This is a genomic window from Ignavibacteria bacterium (assembly GCA_017302895.1).
Taxonomy (GTDB): domain Bacteria; phylum Bacteroidota; class Ignavibacteria; order Ignavibacteriales; family Ignavibacteriaceae; genus UTCHB3.
The window spans coordinates 67,698-82,991 of sequence record JAFLBV010000004.1; the positions used below are offsets into that span (position 1 = coordinate 67,698).

Below are 15,294 nucleotides of genomic sequence, written 5' to 3' on the forward strand. Positions count from 1 at the left end.
CTCAAAATCCAATCACTTTCAGTACATCATCGAGAACACCTGAAGCGGTAATGTCAACTCCTGCCCCGGGTCCCATTATAACCAACGGATACTTGTTGTATCTCTTTGTATAGAATATAAAAACATTTTTCACATCATCAACTGCAAACAAAGGGTCATCGGACGAACACACTTTCGGGTAAACCTTAAGCTCTCCCTCCGAAAATGAGGCAATGAACTTTATCTTGTTTCCGTCAGCACGGGCTTCCCCGACCATTTTGTCGATATCAAGATACTCCACTTCATCCTTGGCATTTCGTTTTGCGAGAGGGGTGATTTCAATATCAGACAACTCATACCTGAATCCGGCATCCCTGACAAGAATTAAAAGTTTTCTTGCAATATCCATACCCGAAAGATCTATCACAGGATCCGGCTCGGTCAATCCCATCTCCTTTGCTTCACTCAGCGCCGTTGCAAAATCCTTCCCGTTCCATACGGCTGTCAGAATATAGTTGACGGAACCCGACATGATTCCCTCTATTTTTATCAACTCATCACCCGTACCGAGCAGGTCTTTCATTGTCCGGATTACAGGAAGTGCTGCCCCAACATTTGTTTCGTATAAAAACCTCGCATTGCTCTCTTTTGCAAGATTTTTGAGTTCAAACCAGTCCTCGAGGGATGAAGAATTTGCAATTTTGTTGGCTGCCACAATATTCACACCCTCTTTCAGAAGCGGTGCGTAAAAATCGATAACCTTGGCACTCGCAGAGCAGTCCACAAAAATCTTGAATGGATTTCGGTCACAGATAACAGCGTTTAAAAATTCTTTCTGGTTCGAAGATGTGGAAGAACTGTTTAATGCTCCAGGGATGTCCTCAGAAGTCAACAGGTTATCCGCAAAAACCATCTTTTTTGAATTTATAATTCCTTTCAACTCGATGTTGTCATTCAAGTCCTTCTTTTGCGCAAGGAAGTTGATAAATTTTGATCCGACATTTCCAGGTCCTGCGACATATATGCTCCAAACCTTTCTCCCCTTAAAGAAGAACTCGTTGTGGAGAGCATTCATTGCTTCCTTCAGTTCGGTGGTCGAGATGACAAACGAAATATTAAGTTCCGATGAACCCTGAGCAATAGCGTGAACATTTATTTTATGATTACCGAGGGTTTTGAAAACCCTTCCGCTGACTCCGTGGCGATGACGCATGTTGCCGCCAACGACTGCAATTACAGATAAACCTTCCTCTTTCTCAACGGTGGAGATTTTCCCTGATCTGATCTCCTCTTCAAACTCCTTAGCGAGATGTTTTACTGCAATTGATGCCGATTTAGGCTCGACAGCCACACAAATGGAGTGCTCTGATGAAGCCTGGGTAATAAGTACCACATTAATTCTGTTCAGTGCGAGTGTCCTGAAAAGTCTTCCGGCAATTCCAGTGACACCCACCATGCCACCTCCCTCAACCCGAAGCAACGCGATGTTGTCGATGCTTGCAAGTCCCGTAATCTCATTTGTGTTTTTTCCAGGAGTCTTCTTTATTATGGAGCCCGGGTGATCAGGATTAAAAGAGTTTTTAATTCTGACCGGGATTTCCAAATCCATCGCGGGTTGAATTGTAGGTGCATAGATTACTTTTGCACCAAAATATGAAAGCTCCATTGCCTCTTCATACGATAATTCATTCACGATGAAAGAATCGGTCACTTTCCTTGGATCCGCAGTAAGAACTCCGTCAACATCAGTCCAAATCTCAATCTCGTCCACTTCCAAAGCTGCTCCGAATATTGCTACTGTGTAGTCGGAGCCACCCCTTCCAAGGGTTGTCGTTTCGTTTTCATGAGTTGAGGCTATGAACCCCGTAATCACCCTGAGTTTGTTGATCCTCGAAAACTCTTCCTTGATGTAGTAATATGTTTCGGTCTTTAGAACCTGAGCACTTGTAAAATTATTGTCGGTTTTGATCACTTTTCTCGCATCGAGAAATTCAGCATCAATACCGGAATTTTTAAAGGCTATGGTGATAGTATAAGCTGAAAGAAGTTCACCAAAACTTTGCACATAATCGAGTGTTTTTGGTGTTAATTCCTTGATTAGATAAATTCCATCGAGAATCTCCTTCAGCTCGGTAAGCCTCATAGAAAGTCCCTCAATCAGCAGGTCCCGTTCCTTCCCTTCAGGAACGAGCTCCTTTGCAAAATCGATGTGCTTTTGTTTCAATTCCTCAAATAAAGAAATGTAACTTTTATCACGCGACAGTGCCAGGTTCGCAATTTTTATAAGACTGTCCGTAACCCCCGAATAAGCCGAGAAGACCACTCCTGCAATGTTCTCATCCTGCTTTGCTCTTACAATTTCAATTACATTTTTTATTCTGTCAGGGCTCCCTACTGAAGAGCCGCCAAATTTCATTATCTTCATAAACTCATTTTTTTAATTGATTAAAAACTATTACCCAACAACCCGCACTCCTGATCCAAAACACTCATAACTAATAACTCACAACTCATAACTAATTATCTATTCTCTCCGGAATCGATTTTTTCAGTTTCTCGATCTCATCCCTCAGAAATGCAGCTCTTTCAAATTCGAGATCCTTTGCAGCTTTTCTCATCTCGACCGTAAGTTCTTCTATCATCGCTTTTCGTTCATCGATGCTCATGAACTTCAGGACGGGTTCAGCAACCTTTGAGAACTGTGATTGTGAACTCGAATGGTCATAATCCTTTTTACGCATGTCTGCAATTGCAGTCGAACTCATAATCTCTTCGATGCTCTTGAACATCGTTTTCGGAGTAATTCCGTGTTTTGTGTTATAATCCATCTGTATTTTGCGACGGCGTTCGGTTTCCTCAATTACGAGTCTCATCGATTCGGTTATCTTGTCCGCATACATAACAACGAGTCCGTTCGCATTTCTGGCTGTCCTGCCTGCCGTCTGCATAAGGGATCTCGCACTCCGCAGAAATCCTTCCTTGTCAGCATCTATAATGGCAACCAGCGACACTTCAGGCATATCGAGTCCTTCTCTTAGGAGGTTTACACCAACAAGCACATCAAAATCACCGAGACGAAGATCCCGAAGTATCTCAACTCTTTCAAGTGCATCGATGTCACTGTGAATAAACCTTACCGCAATACCAATTTTCGAGAGATAGTCGGAAAGGTCTTCCGCCATCTTCTTCGTCAGAGTGGTTACAAGTGTTCTTTCCCCTTTTTGCACTCTGACTCTTATCTCTGAAATCAGGTCATCAATTTGAGTTTTTACCGGTCTGATCTGAATTTCAGGATCAAGCAGTCCGGTCGGTCTGATGATCTGTTCGACAAATTTTCCGTTGGTCTTCTCAAGTTCAAAATCACCCGGGGTAGCAGAAACAAAAATTACTTTTCTCATCTTGGTTTCAAATTCCTCAAAGCGCATGGGTCTGTTGTCAAGCGCGGAAGGGAGACGAAAACCGTGATGCACGAGAGTTTCCTTCCGCGATCTGTCGCCGTTGTACATCCCTCTTATCTGTGACACTGTTACATGCGATTCATCAATTATCATGAGGAAGTCATCCGGGAAATAGTCGAGCAGACAGTAGGGTCTGGTCCCCTTTTCGCGAAGGTCCATATGCCTTGAATAGTTTTCAATACCGGCACAGTAGCCGACCTCTTTGATCATTTCTAGATCGAATCGTGTCCGCTGTTCAAGCCTCTGTGCTTCGAGATATCTCTCCTGCTCCCTGAAGTCGGCGAGCCTCTCCTCAAGTTCCGCTTCGATAAGTACAAGTGAGAGTTTCTGTTTTTCGGGATTTGTTACAAAATATTTTGCCGGATAAATGGCAGTTTCTTCTATCTCCCTTAGTACATCCCCTGTAATCGGTTCGATAACTGAAATTCTCTCGATCTCGTCATCCCAAAATTCAATGCGAAGCGCTTCTTCAATCTCATATGCGGGTATAATCTCGAGAACATCACCACGCATTCTGAATGTGCCTCGCATAAACTCCATGTCGTTTCTCGAGTAGTAGATGTTCACAAGATTCCGCATCAGAGCTTTTTTCGTCACAACATCCCCTTTGTGCAGGAAGATGGTCTGCTCGGCATATTCATGTGGAGCACCAATTCCATAGATGCAACTAACAGATGCCACAATAATTACATCGTTCCTCCCCTCGATGAGTGAAGTTGTGGCTTTCAGTCTGAGCCGGTCAATCTCTTCGTTGATGGAAAAGTCTTTTTCAATAAATGTATCGCTGCTGACTACATAAGCTTCGGGCTGGTAGTAATCGTAGTAACTGATGAAAAATTCCACCGGATTGTTCGGGAAAAAAGATTTCAATTCACCATAAAGCTGTGCTGCCAGGGTTTTGTTATGAGATATCACCAAAGTTGGTTTATTATGTTTGGCAATCACATTTGCCATTGTAAAGGTCTTGCCACTCCCCGTCACTCCGAGAAGTGTCTGATATTGCTCACCCCTCTCGATTCCCGCGGTGAGTTCCTTTATGGCGTTTGGCTGATCTCCGGCAGGTTCATAATGAGCCTGTAGATCAAATGGTCTGAATGGTGCTTGTCGCATTTATTGGTGCTTGGTTTTTAATGATGGTTTTTGTGTAAAGGGTTGCTTTTGAACTTGCAACCCTGAGACTGAATTGCGATTATTTTCCTTTTACAACCCGCAGCTTGAAATAAACTTCCTCGGGAGAGAAAATTCCTCCGAAAAATCTTTCATACATCACGGGTTCAATATTGACAAAGAAATCCATCCATTTTAATGCTGCAAAATGGGATGTGATGAATTTCTTTTCTATCACCTCAAACTGTGCCTGCCCCTCATAGTTCGTGCGGTGATTCAACTTCCACTTCTCATAGAACTTCAGTTTTCTGTTGCCGATGTACTCATAGTTGTCAAATGTCCTGATCGAAAATGGAATTTTATGGTCGGGATCGCCAAAATATTTGGTATTAAGAAAGAAAGGGGCATAGACTATCATTGTTGCATCCGGTTTTGAGATGCGATACAATTCATTTATTACCTTGTAAAAATTGTCGATATGTTCCAGAATGTGGGAGCAATATATCTCGTCGAAATAATTTTCGGGAAAGGGATAGGGAAATGTATTTATGTCATGAATATCGTTACCGCCGTAGTCAACTACATCGAGATTGACATACCCGGGACGAATATCCTTTCCACAACCGAGATTGAGTTTGTTCATTAGAAATCCTTAAAATTTAACTTGGCAATTTAAGGATTTAAGGATAGTTATTAAAATATAATCGTAGTAACCCCTCCGGTGAACCAAATTAAGCACCTGATAGTTATTTAATTACTGAGGGAAAACAACACTCCTCCCGGATAGCACATGTAGCAGATCGGTAAATACGAAAGAGGCTCCCACCTTAAGAGACAGCCTTGAATGTTAAGCTACAGGACACACATCACCACATCCCTGTCCTCCTGTTAATAAGCCATTTACTGAACACCGGGTCATCCGTCTCATACTTGCCGTCAAGTTTGATGACCATTCCTCTTTCTTCAAGTTTTTTAAGGGCACTGAATGTTGTGCTCGTAGCCCCTGAATCGTACCGTTGACGGAAGGCATCAGACAGCGGTGGTAATTCTCCCTCAGCCAGGCCGATCATAATTTTCTGTTCGGTTTTTGTCATGGTACCCCAAAGTCTTTCATAGTCATTATCATGAATCCCGACCAGGTCATTCATGGCTGCTTGAACAGGCGCCTTACTTTGCTTTCGTACTGAGAGTGCTTCCCACACACTGAACGCAAGGCACTGTGTATAGTAAGGATGTGATTTGGTGATCTTTAGGATCTCTTCGGCTATCGCGTGCGCGTCATCAGTGATATCTCTGAATCTTGAAGTTAAAAACTGCATAAACTCGTCGTCCGGGATTTTTCCGAGCGGCATCAGAAAACCAAAATGATAAAAAGGGGATTTCTTTTTCTCAAAAATCTCTCTCATCAACGATTCCTTGCTGCCAAGAAAAACATAATTTACTTTTTTGTGGTGCTGAATAATGGCTCTCAGCTTCTGCTCAAGCCAGGGTTCCAGCCTTTTAATTTCCTGAAACTCATCAATAATCACGATCAGTTTTTTATTCTCCGAACTGATATCCTCCAATAACCTCAGAACATCTTCAATTACAATTTCGGGCGTGCTTTGCGGATGGAATGTGATGTCGATATTGTTGGTCTGCACATTAAGAGTAATCGCCGGTGTTATCTTAAAATTTCTTAAAAATTGCTGAAATTTTTTGTAGGGATATAGTTTATGCACCTTTTTAAGCAATTGCGCCGCGAAATCGTTGGCTGAAGTAGTCAACTGCAGGTCCAGATATATTACCGGACGGTCCATTTTCAAGGCGACCTTCAGAATAAGACTGGTTTTACCAAATCTTCGCGGGCTTATAATTATGAGGTGATTGCTGCTGCCCAGTACCGAATTGATACGGGCTATCTCCGGTTTTCTGTTTGTGAAATGTTCACCGTCAACCACACTGCCAAACTTGAAGGGGTTCATCTAAACTCCGATAATTATCGTTGCGAAATATTTCGCAATATACAAATTAATCACGAATCTGACACGGTATTCCTCATGAAATTTCAGGAAAAATCATGCTCAAAAGAAGAAGACTCGATCTGTGAGAAGTAGTCGATTCCCGGCCTGTTCTGTGCTGTGACACAAAACGAAAAAAGAACAAAAAACAGAAAGAACCTTGTCTGTTTCATTTTACTTTTCTCCGATCTTTACTTTATATAGGCCACCTTTACGGTTGCAGCCATTTGACCGTTCTCCTTCTGAGAAGAAACCCTTATCATGTATGTCCCGCTTGAAACATTCAGCAGGTTGAAATCAATCACCTCACTATGTTCACCTTTTGTTCTAAAGGTTGTATTTGAATAAATTTCCCTGCCCATTATGTCATAAATCGTCAGGTCAATCATGCCTTCGCCGGGGACTGTGTAGTTAACCTTTGTGCTCCCGTTAAAAGGGTTTGGGCTGGTTCTTATCTTTATTTCAGGCGGAAGTTCTGCTCCAGTCTCATCCTCTACACCCGTTGGTTTTCTGACACCTTTCATAATATAGACACGGTTGTTTATAAGAGGATAAATGAGGTTGTATTCCGCTTCCTCTCCGATACAGATATCATCTACTCCGTCACCTGTCACATCGCCTATCCTGCCTGAAAAATTGGGACTGTTATCAATACTAAAGGCATATTCATCCGCCTTTTCTGTGGGTATTGGATTACCTCCAAGGAACAACCGTGCCAGATAGTAAGATACATGAACTATAAGATCATTGTATCCGTCATGATTTACATCTCCCGGGGATGTGATGTAAGTATATGCACTGTTTTGAAGATTCAATCCAGCATCGGTAGAAAGGTTTGGAGGTTTTGCACCAAAAGACATCACTATTGTGTACCAGTAAGGGTAGGGGGTCCCATAATTAAGAGTTATAAGCTCTCCCTTACCATCATCATTCATGTCCGGTATTGCTATTATATGTGTTGTATCATATATCTTAAAAGTGTCCGAGAAAGCGAATGAGGGATTACCGTAATAGAATTTCCGGAAGGGACGATCCGGGATGTTCATTGGCTGGTACCTCATCGAAATATCGGTGAGTCCATCACCATCAATATCAACGAACTCTTGAGTTGTTGCCAGGTAGCTTCCCACATAATAGTAAGGTATGTTAGAATCTGAAAGCATATGACAGGTGGGTATTGTATCTGAGCTACCTGTTTCAAAGAAAACGATACTGCCGGATTTAGATGGTTTCAAAGGATGATAAGCAACTAACTCCTCCCACCCATCACCATTAAAATCAATTGGCCAGTTCTGTCCCTTCAACCATAGCAAATTGTCAGCAGTATTTTGGAATGTAAAATAGAACACATGATCTGGAATGGTATCAAACGAAGCTCCACCATAATACACCAGAAATTTGACAAAATCGGGTTGCGCATAGTGAACTGTAATTATATCTCTGAACCCATCCCTATTCCAATCACAAGCTGTAACTGCTCTCGAATGGAGAATAGGAATAGAGAATGCAGCATTTTGATTAATGGGATCTCCACCCCTGAAAAAATAAGCCCTTGCATCCAATAGGTTCGTTGTTTCACTTAATGTTATCACAAAATCATCGTACCCATCGGAATCCTGGTCACCCATATAAATTATTGACTCGTATAAGAAATACCCTTGCTTGCTGAAAACAATTGTATCGAATTGTGCCTCGACAGCAGAATTCAGCAATAGAATTAATCCGGGTAATAGAGTCAATGGCTTCATGTATTTACTCATACTGTTTTCCCAAAAGAATAAGTATCTAAATAACGATTCAAAGACATCTTAATTGCTTAAAATGTCGTTACTCATCAGAATAGGTTTGTAAAGGTTTCCTGAAATCTAATTCACAAATTTATGCCTATTTCAAAAGACTCATTTTCCGACTTATCTTCACTCCCTCTGCCTGCAACTGATAAACATATACACCTGAAGGAAGGGCTGAGGCATCAAAAAATTCCGTGTAGTTTCCCGGAGAACGATTGCCTGAAACCACTGTTGCCACTTCTTTTCCAAGCAGATCGTAAACCTTAAGAGAAACAAATCCCGACTTCGGAATGGAGAACGATATCTTTGTCCCGGGATTAAATGGATTCGGGAAGTTCTGACCAAGAGTGAATTCTGAAGGTACCTGCAGATTTGAGATATCCTTTACATCCACAGGGTAATCTGAAAGTTTCCATTTCCTCGCCTGGTGAATTTCACTTTGATTCAACGGTGATTTCTTGGAATATACAAAGGCATTCAGTGAAAGATTGTTCACAGATGCAACATTGGAAGGAAGATAATAAAAAGTGTCAACTACAGATGAATCGCCAATTTGCCAGCTACTTTTCGAAAGTTCATTTCCAAGTGCTCCATTCAACATCGAACGGACGACATTATCATGGATATAGTCTGTTCCGCCTATACAACCGGCACTTACACTTCCCGTTTGTGTAGCTACAAGTTTATCCTCAGTTAAAATAAAATTAATTACGGGGATTTCAGCAATTGCCGCGAGTGCCTTAACCACTATTCTGACATGGATTTTGTTGCTGTCTTTTTCGAAGCCGATGAATCCATCTATGCTTACTTTTGGTGGAGCATACGAACGGTTCGAAACCTGTCCTGCCCATGCACCTCTGCTTTGGGGAGCAGTAAGACGGTCAACAATTCCGGTAGGATAGCTCGAAAATCCCATGGCTGAAATGATCGTGTTTCCTGAAAATACCCTGAAAGGATCACTGGAGTTTGCGGGCCCGTGATACGACAAGACAACGGTATTCGGATTGTACAGCATGATCACATCATGTATCACCGCATGACCACAGGGGCAATACTGACACCATGTCCCCGTGCAGTATTCAAGAACGGGATTGCGAACTGCCTGAGCTTCGGATTCGAATGAGAAAAAGAGAGAGGAGAACGAGAAGAGAAATAGAAATTTGTACAGATTTTTCATCGAAGAAATCTTTTAATTAATGATGTACAAATTACTTACAGGAAAATCAACACACAATTAATACTTTTACAGTATAACTTCATCATTTCGGGAATTCTTCTTAAATTTCCTTTTCTGCTTGTTAATTTTAAAGGAACCAAATGAAAAACCACTTAATCAATTTGATGAAACACATGGTTTGGGCTGACGCGATACACTGGAAGATGATGGAAGGAAAACCTGAGTCATTCGACGACAAGGAAATTTCTGAAAGACTTTTCCATATACATTTTGTTCAGTTTGCTTTTCTTAAAATTCTCACAGGTCAACCGCTTGAAAGAAAAAGATCAACTGACTTTACATTGGAGGAACTAAAAAAACTTGGTGAAAATACCGGGAAAGAGCTTCTTTCATTTGTTTCGAATCTGACTGATGAACAAATGAATAATGTCGTTCGTATTCCATGGTTCAAGGATGCGGGCGATGGCTTCTCATTTTTTGAGGCAATTAACCAGGTTGCCATGCACTCCCACTACCACAGAGGGCAGAATGCATCCCGTTTTCGCCAGCTAGGCGGAACCCCCGAAATGACTGATTATATCTACTGGCTTTTTCTCGACAGGAAATAACAAAAAAAACAGGATGAGTAAAAACGAATTTCGCTCATCCTGTTTAATTTTCTGAAAAAATAGCAGTTATTTCATCAGGTTCATTTTTTTTACCTGAACATTTCCTGCTGATTCAAGCTTATAGAAATAAACCCCGCTCGCCACTGAGACGGCTGTAAAGTCAACTTCATATGTGCCTGCCTCCTGAAATTGATCAACCAGCGAGAAGACTGTCTCGCCGTTGAGGGAGTAGACATTCAAACTGACATTTCCGGCAACCGGTACTGAGTATCTGATCCTTGTCGAAGGATTGAACGGATTAGGATAATTATTGAATAATGCAAATCCCTCGGGTGTCCCGTTTAACTCTTTTATGGCATTTGGAGCCGGTTTGCTGTTGGGGTCGCCCGGATTGGTTACATCGGCAAATACTCCCGGATTACCCTGACCGGTTCTCCACGATCCATTGGGATCCTGTAATTCAACTCCATTGCTAAAACCATCACCATCACTGTCAAGACTTGCAAGTGCAGCATCCCACATTACATTGTCATTTACAAGGAAACCATTTTCCACAGTCTGTCCGAATTGATTTCGTGCGTCCCCTCCCTGTGCTGACACATGACAGTTGGCACATGAAAATTTGGAACCATTGGGAATTTGTGTTACTCTGAAGCTGCGTGAATCCAGCTCAAAAAATATGGCGCCTGCAATTAAAAATACCACACCGAGTGATATTACATTTTTCATTAAAATCTCCGATTAAATTGAGGAGCAATATAATACCAAGAAATTATTAAAACAAATCTTTAAAACAAAAAACGCTTCATTCAGGTTAAAAAACTGAAATGAAGCGATTTCTGTCACAATATGTAAAAATTTTAGGTCTCTAACTCCATCAATTTTTGATATTTGTATCTCTGTTTTGATTCTTCAGCGAATCAAGCTTCTTCTGTATCTGATTTGCACTCTGCAGGGCTGCAACATTTCCTGATTTTGGGAACGATTTCGATTTTGCCTTAAGGCTCTCCGGTTTAGCTTCATCGGCAACTGCCCCGTTGGGAACCGCAGCACTGGTCATCGCGGGCTGATCGGATGCCCCGCCTCTTTCGGCAGTTACGGCATCTTTGCTTTCACTGCTCTTGTACTCGTTAGCAGCATAGGCTTTCTGAGGTGGAGGTGTAGCCTTGTCAACAGGTTTTCTCTGCTCCTTGCTCTCAAATTCGGGACTTTTATCCTGATTGTCGCCTTTTTTCCCGATATCAGTAGCTGCCACTTGATCCTGGTTGAGAGGGGTGTCGGCTTTTTTCATTATCTCTTCACCGGGCTGGTTGACGAGCAGTACCACTGCCACTATTGCCACCGCACCCACTGCTATCGCAGATGGAAGTGGTTTTATAAAGGCTGCTATTCTTTCCCACAATCCGGGCTTTGCCGCTGCGAATTTCTCGGAATTGATCTTTCGCATCAAATCCGCCTCAAATCCGGGAGGAGCATCAAGCTTCGGCATCTCCTTCAGAAGATGCCTCAGTTCCTTGAACTGCTCATCATCATTAAGTAAGTTGTTGGTCTCCATAAAAACTCATTCCTTAAAAATATCTTTCAATAACTCTTGTAACTGAGAACGACCTCTGTTTATCCTCGATTTAACCGTGCCGATGGAGATATCCATCACTTCGGCTATTTCTTCATAAGACAACTCCTGAATATCCCGTAAAATGATCATTTCACGATAGACTTCCGGCAGCTTTAAGAGCGCATCCTGAATCATTTTGTTCTTTATTCCCATATCGACCAGTTTGTCAGGAAGAGGACCACCATCCGGAAGTTCCATCGTTTCCTCATCCTCTCCCCACGAGTTGATGGAAACCTGATTCTTCCTCTTTCTCCTTTGAAGCTCTGTCTTGGCAAGATTGCCGGCAATTGTGTAAATCCATGTGGAGAATTTTGCAAAGGTTTTGTAAGAATCTTTGTTCTTGTAAACCTTTATAAAAGTCTCCTGAACCACATCTGCGGTGGAATCTCTGTCACCTAAAAAACGGAACACAAAGTTGAACAGTGGATTTTTGTAGCGCTGAACCAGCACTTCAAAAATATCTGTATCGCCTGTTTTCTGGAATTCGAGAATCAACTCTTCATCAGTTTGATCTCTTAACCTTTTGTCGCTCAATGTATCTTATACTCAACTTGTTAGGAAAATGTTTCAGAGGAGAAATTTTGAATATTTCGGAATTAAGATAAAGATTTTTAAATTAAAATTTCGTTTAGTGCAGTAAAGAGGACTGTTTTTTCATCAGTATCGCTGCTTTTTAAAGCTATGTCTGCCCTCAGAAGTGCTGCATAGACAAGACTTAAATCCTTAAACGAGAATTTTTTAAGTGCCGGCTTCAATTTGTCGAGTTGCCATTTTTGAATACCTGCCTCTGACGCAGCTTCAAAATCGTTCCTGCCTGCAGAGAGTGACTCCCTCATGGCGAGAATTGTGGAAAACTGACGGTTCAGATGAAACAGGATAAGAAGTGCAGGCTCACCCTGATTCAAAATCTTACCGAGAAGTCTCAGCGCTGCCGGTTTATCTTTTATTAAAACCTTGTCGATAAAATCGAAGATGGTAAACTGCTTGGTCGGGGCGACAGAGCGTTTTATCATATCCGCAGATATCTCATCGAACTCACCTGAAAACTCGATCAGTTTTTCGAGCTGCATCTCGATCATCAGTTTGTCATCACCCGTCAGACTGACAAGCAATTCCGCATCGTGTTTCTCCAGCCGTTTGCCTGAAAGCTTCGCTGTGGCAGCCACCCACTCAACAAGATCATCAAAATCGGGTGTCCGTGCTACAAATACATAGTTCAGTTCAGCAAGAGTCTTGTAAGGCTCCTTCTCGGGGAATGCAGCGTCATCATACAACATAACGAGTGTTGTATGAGGAGATGGATTTTTAAAGTAACTTATCAGATGAGAGTTATACTTCCGCCCGTCAAACTTTAGCGAATTGAAGTTCTTCACTATCGCCAGTCGTCTGTCGCCGGCAAGAGGAAATGACTGACAAAAGTCAAGCAGTTCGTCCACACTGGTTGACGACCCTTGAAACATCTGTATATCGAATTCAAAAGGAATCTCAGGCTCCACGAATTTCCGTATTGCCTGAGTCCTTTTTTCAATTTCGTAACTGTCTTTGCCGTAAAAAAAATATACAGGTTTTAATTTCTTTGCCCGGATATCCTGGGCAACAAGCGAAATTAACGGTGCCTGAAATTTTTTACTCAACGACAGTAACCGAATTAATTACTACATCTACAACTGGACGGTCGAAAGGCTTGAATGTCTCGGTATTTCCAATTTCCTCAACTACATCCATACCTGTTATCACCTTACCAAACACAGTATGTTTGCCATCGAGCCATGGTGTGGGAACCAGTGTAATAAAAAACTGACTGCCATTGGTATTCGGACCGGCATTCGCCATCGAGAGTATTCCGGGTCCTGTGTGCCTTAGGTCTTTAACAATTTCATCTTTAAACTTCGGTCCCCAAATGCTCTCACCACCACGACCTGTGCCTGTCGGGTCACCACCTTGAATCATGAAATTTGCGATTACTCTGTGGAAAATAACACCGTCGTAATACCCTTTTTTCGCAAGTCCAATGAAATTCTCCACGGTTTTTGGTGTCTTGTCCGCGTACAGTTCAACTTCAAACGAACCCATACTGGTATTGAAGGTTGCAGTTGTTTTACTCATTTTTTCTTCCTTTTCTCTATTTTAATCTCTTGAATTACAACGGGCTCAACGGGTTTGTCCTGCGGACCTTTCTTGACTTTGCTGATTTTTTCAGCTACATCGTACCCGGTAATTACTTCACCAAATATGGTGTGTTTATAATTCAACCAGTCGGTCTTCCCTGTTGTAATGAAAAACTGTGAAGTGTTGGTATTCGGTCCTCTGTTCGCCATTGCGAGAAGTCCAGGTTTGTCGAAAACGAGTCCCATTACAAACTCATCGCCAAAGTCACTGCCATATATCGATCTTCCGCCCATTCCGGTACCGGTGGAATCACCACCCTGAATCATAAAATTCTCGATCACGCGATGAAAAATAATACCGTTATAGTATCCCTGAGTTGCGAGAGTGGTAAAGTTTTCAACTGTTTTTGGAGCCTCTTTCGGATACAATTGTATCTCGATAACACCCATATTGGTTTTCATTACCGCAACAGTGAGGGTGTCATAATTAAAAACAGGTCTGTCTGAAACCGTGTTTTCTTTCTTCTGGGCACAGCCCGTAAAACTGATAAGCACAAAAAGAGTTGCCAATAAAAGGTTACGCATTCACTTCTCCGTTATGGTGTAATTGTTTTTGAAGCTAAAAGTGCCAGTATTATCAGACCGGCTACAATTCTGTAAACAATAAAAAGGTTCGTTGAGTTTTTCTTCAGGAATTTTAGCAGAAAATCAATTGCAAGATAACCGCTGATTCCCGAAACTACTGTTGCCACCCCGATTGCAAACAAATAATCGTTGTTAAGGAATTTCAGACCTTCCTTGAGCTGAAGCAATCCACTCGCCAGTATGGCAGGAATGCTGAGCAGGAAAGAAAAACGAGCCGCCGCTTCACGGTTCATACCCATAAAAAGGCCGGCGGTTATTGTCGTGCCTGAACGGGATGACCCGGGAATCAGTGCTAAAGCCTGCGCAATTCCTACCACGATGGCTTCTTTTATCCCAACATCTTCAATCCCATTTTTGAATTTTGCAGTTTTCTCGGCAATAAAAAGTACAATCGCCAAAACAATCAGGGATGTGGCAATAACATAAAGATTCTTGGTAAGGGCGCCTTCAATAATATCCTTAAAGCCGAGACCAATAATTACAACCGGAAGGGTTCCGATTATTACCAGCCAGCCAAGCCTTGAATTCAACGACTGCTTTTTGAAGCTTTTCCTCTGCACCAGGTTATCCCTGAAGAACTCTATAACAATGTTATATATGTCTTTTGCAAAATAAATAAGAATTGAAGCGAGTGTGCCAAGCTGTATGATGGCGATGATCGCTGTCCATTCTTCCGGTTTATTGTTGTTTATCAACCCGAGCATCTTACCTGTGATGGTAAGGTGTGCAGTCGAGGATATTGGTAAAAATTCGGTGATTCCCTGAACTATGCCAAGGATTATTGCTTCGAGAATTGACATTTAATTC

At 42.0% G+C, this 15,294-nt stretch carries 14 protein-coding genes; 1 reads left to right on the forward strand and 13 read right to left on the reverse strand.

Annotation, left to right across the window (positions count from 1 at the left end; genetic code table 11):
* Position 1 precedes the first annotated feature (1 nt).
* The 6 genes from thrA to J0L60_14585 form a co-directional block, all read right to left on the reverse strand.
* The gene (thrA, locus tag J0L60_14560) at positions 2-2,404 is read right to left on the reverse strand and encodes a bifunctional aspartate kinase/homoserine dehydrogenase I (GenBank protein MBN8547352.1); all 2,403 of its coding nucleotides are present in this window, start codon (positions 2,402-2,404) and stop codon (positions 2-4) included.
* A gap of 91 nt (positions 2,405-2,495) precedes the next feature.
* Positions 2,496-4,547: an excinuclease ABC subunit UvrB gene (gene uvrB / locus J0L60_14565; GenBank protein ID MBN8547353.1), complete on the reverse strand. Its 2,052-nt coding sequence runs from the start codon at positions 4,545-4,547 to the stop codon at positions 2,496-2,498.
* A gap of 79 nt (positions 4,548-4,626) precedes the next feature.
* The gene (locus J0L60_14570; GenBank protein MBN8547354.1) at positions 4,627-5,187 is read right to left on the reverse strand and encodes a methyltransferase domain-containing protein; all 561 of its coding nucleotides are present in this window, start codon (positions 5,185-5,187) and stop codon (positions 4,627-4,629) included.
* A 223-nt stretch (positions 5,188-5,410) separates the two neighbouring features.
* Positions 5,411-6,508 carry an AAA family ATPase gene (locus J0L60_14575; GenBank protein ID MBN8547355.1) on the reverse strand — a complete coding sequence of 366 codons (1,098 nt, stop codon included), beginning with the start codon at positions 6,506-6,508 and terminating at the stop codon, positions 5,411-5,413.
* 227 nt (positions 6,509-6,735) lie between these two features.
* Positions 6,736-8,304: a T9SS type A sorting domain-containing protein gene (locus J0L60_14580; GenBank protein ID MBN8547356.1), complete on the reverse strand. Its 1,569-nt coding sequence runs from the start codon at positions 8,302-8,304 to the stop codon at positions 6,736-6,738.
* Between the two features lie 124 nt (positions 8,305-8,428).
* The gene (locus tag J0L60_14585) at positions 8,429-9,511 is read right to left on the reverse strand and encodes an Omp28-related outer membrane protein (GenBank protein ID MBN8547357.1); all 1,083 of its coding nucleotides are present in this window, start codon (positions 9,509-9,511) and stop codon (positions 8,429-8,431) included.
* Between the two features lie 140 nt (positions 9,512-9,651).
* Between J0L60_14585 and J0L60_14590 the strand changes: the two genes are divergently transcribed.
* Complete coding sequence (locus J0L60_14590) at positions 9,652-10,119, forward strand: DinB family protein (protein ID MBN8547358.1); 468 nt, start codon at positions 9,652-9,654, stop codon at positions 10,117-10,119.
* A gap of 66 nt (positions 10,120-10,185) precedes the next feature.
* Here the strand turns inward: J0L60_14590 and J0L60_14595 are convergent, their stop codons facing one another.
* From J0L60_14595 to uppP, 7 genes are all read right to left on the reverse strand, one after another.
* Positions 10,186-10,848, reverse strand: a complete 663-nt coding sequence (locus J0L60_14595; GenBank protein ID MBN8547359.1) for a T9SS type A sorting domain-containing protein — start codon at positions 10,846-10,848, stop codon at positions 10,186-10,188.
* A gap of 148 nt (positions 10,849-10,996) precedes the next feature.
* Positions 10,997-11,674, reverse strand: a complete 678-nt coding sequence (locus tag J0L60_14600; GenBank protein ID MBN8547360.1) for a hypothetical protein — start codon at positions 11,672-11,674, stop codon at positions 10,997-10,999.
* A gap of 6 nt (positions 11,675-11,680) precedes the next feature.
* Positions 11,681-12,268, reverse strand: coding sequence for a sigma-70 family RNA polymerase sigma factor (locus tag J0L60_14605; protein MBN8547361.1), 588 nt, complete (start codon positions 12,266-12,268; stop codon positions 11,681-11,683).
* 77 nt (positions 12,269-12,345) lie between these two features.
* Positions 12,346-13,368 (reverse strand): DNA polymerase III subunit delta, encoded by a 1,023-nt coding sequence (holA, locus tag J0L60_14610; GenBank protein MBN8547362.1) that lies wholly within the window; start codon positions 13,366-13,368, stop codon positions 12,346-12,348.
* Positions 13,361-13,840, reverse strand: a complete 480-nt coding sequence (locus J0L60_14615; GenBank protein MBN8547363.1) for a peptidylprolyl isomerase — start codon at positions 13,838-13,840, stop codon at positions 13,361-13,363. Before J0L60_14615 ends, holA begins: the two co-directional genes overlap by 8 nt.
* The gene (locus tag J0L60_14620) at positions 13,837-14,427 is read right to left on the reverse strand and encodes a peptidylprolyl isomerase (protein ID MBN8547364.1); all 591 of its coding nucleotides are present in this window, start codon (positions 14,425-14,427) and stop codon (positions 13,837-13,839) included. The genes J0L60_14615 and J0L60_14620 overlap by 4 nt, the downstream gene beginning before the upstream one ends.
* 11 nt (positions 14,428-14,438) lie before the next feature.
* Positions 14,439-15,287, reverse strand: coding sequence for an undecaprenyl-diphosphatase UppP (gene uppP / locus J0L60_14625; GenBank protein ID MBN8547365.1), 849 nt, complete (start codon positions 15,285-15,287; stop codon positions 14,439-14,441).
* Positions 15,288-15,294: the final 7 nt, after the last annotated feature.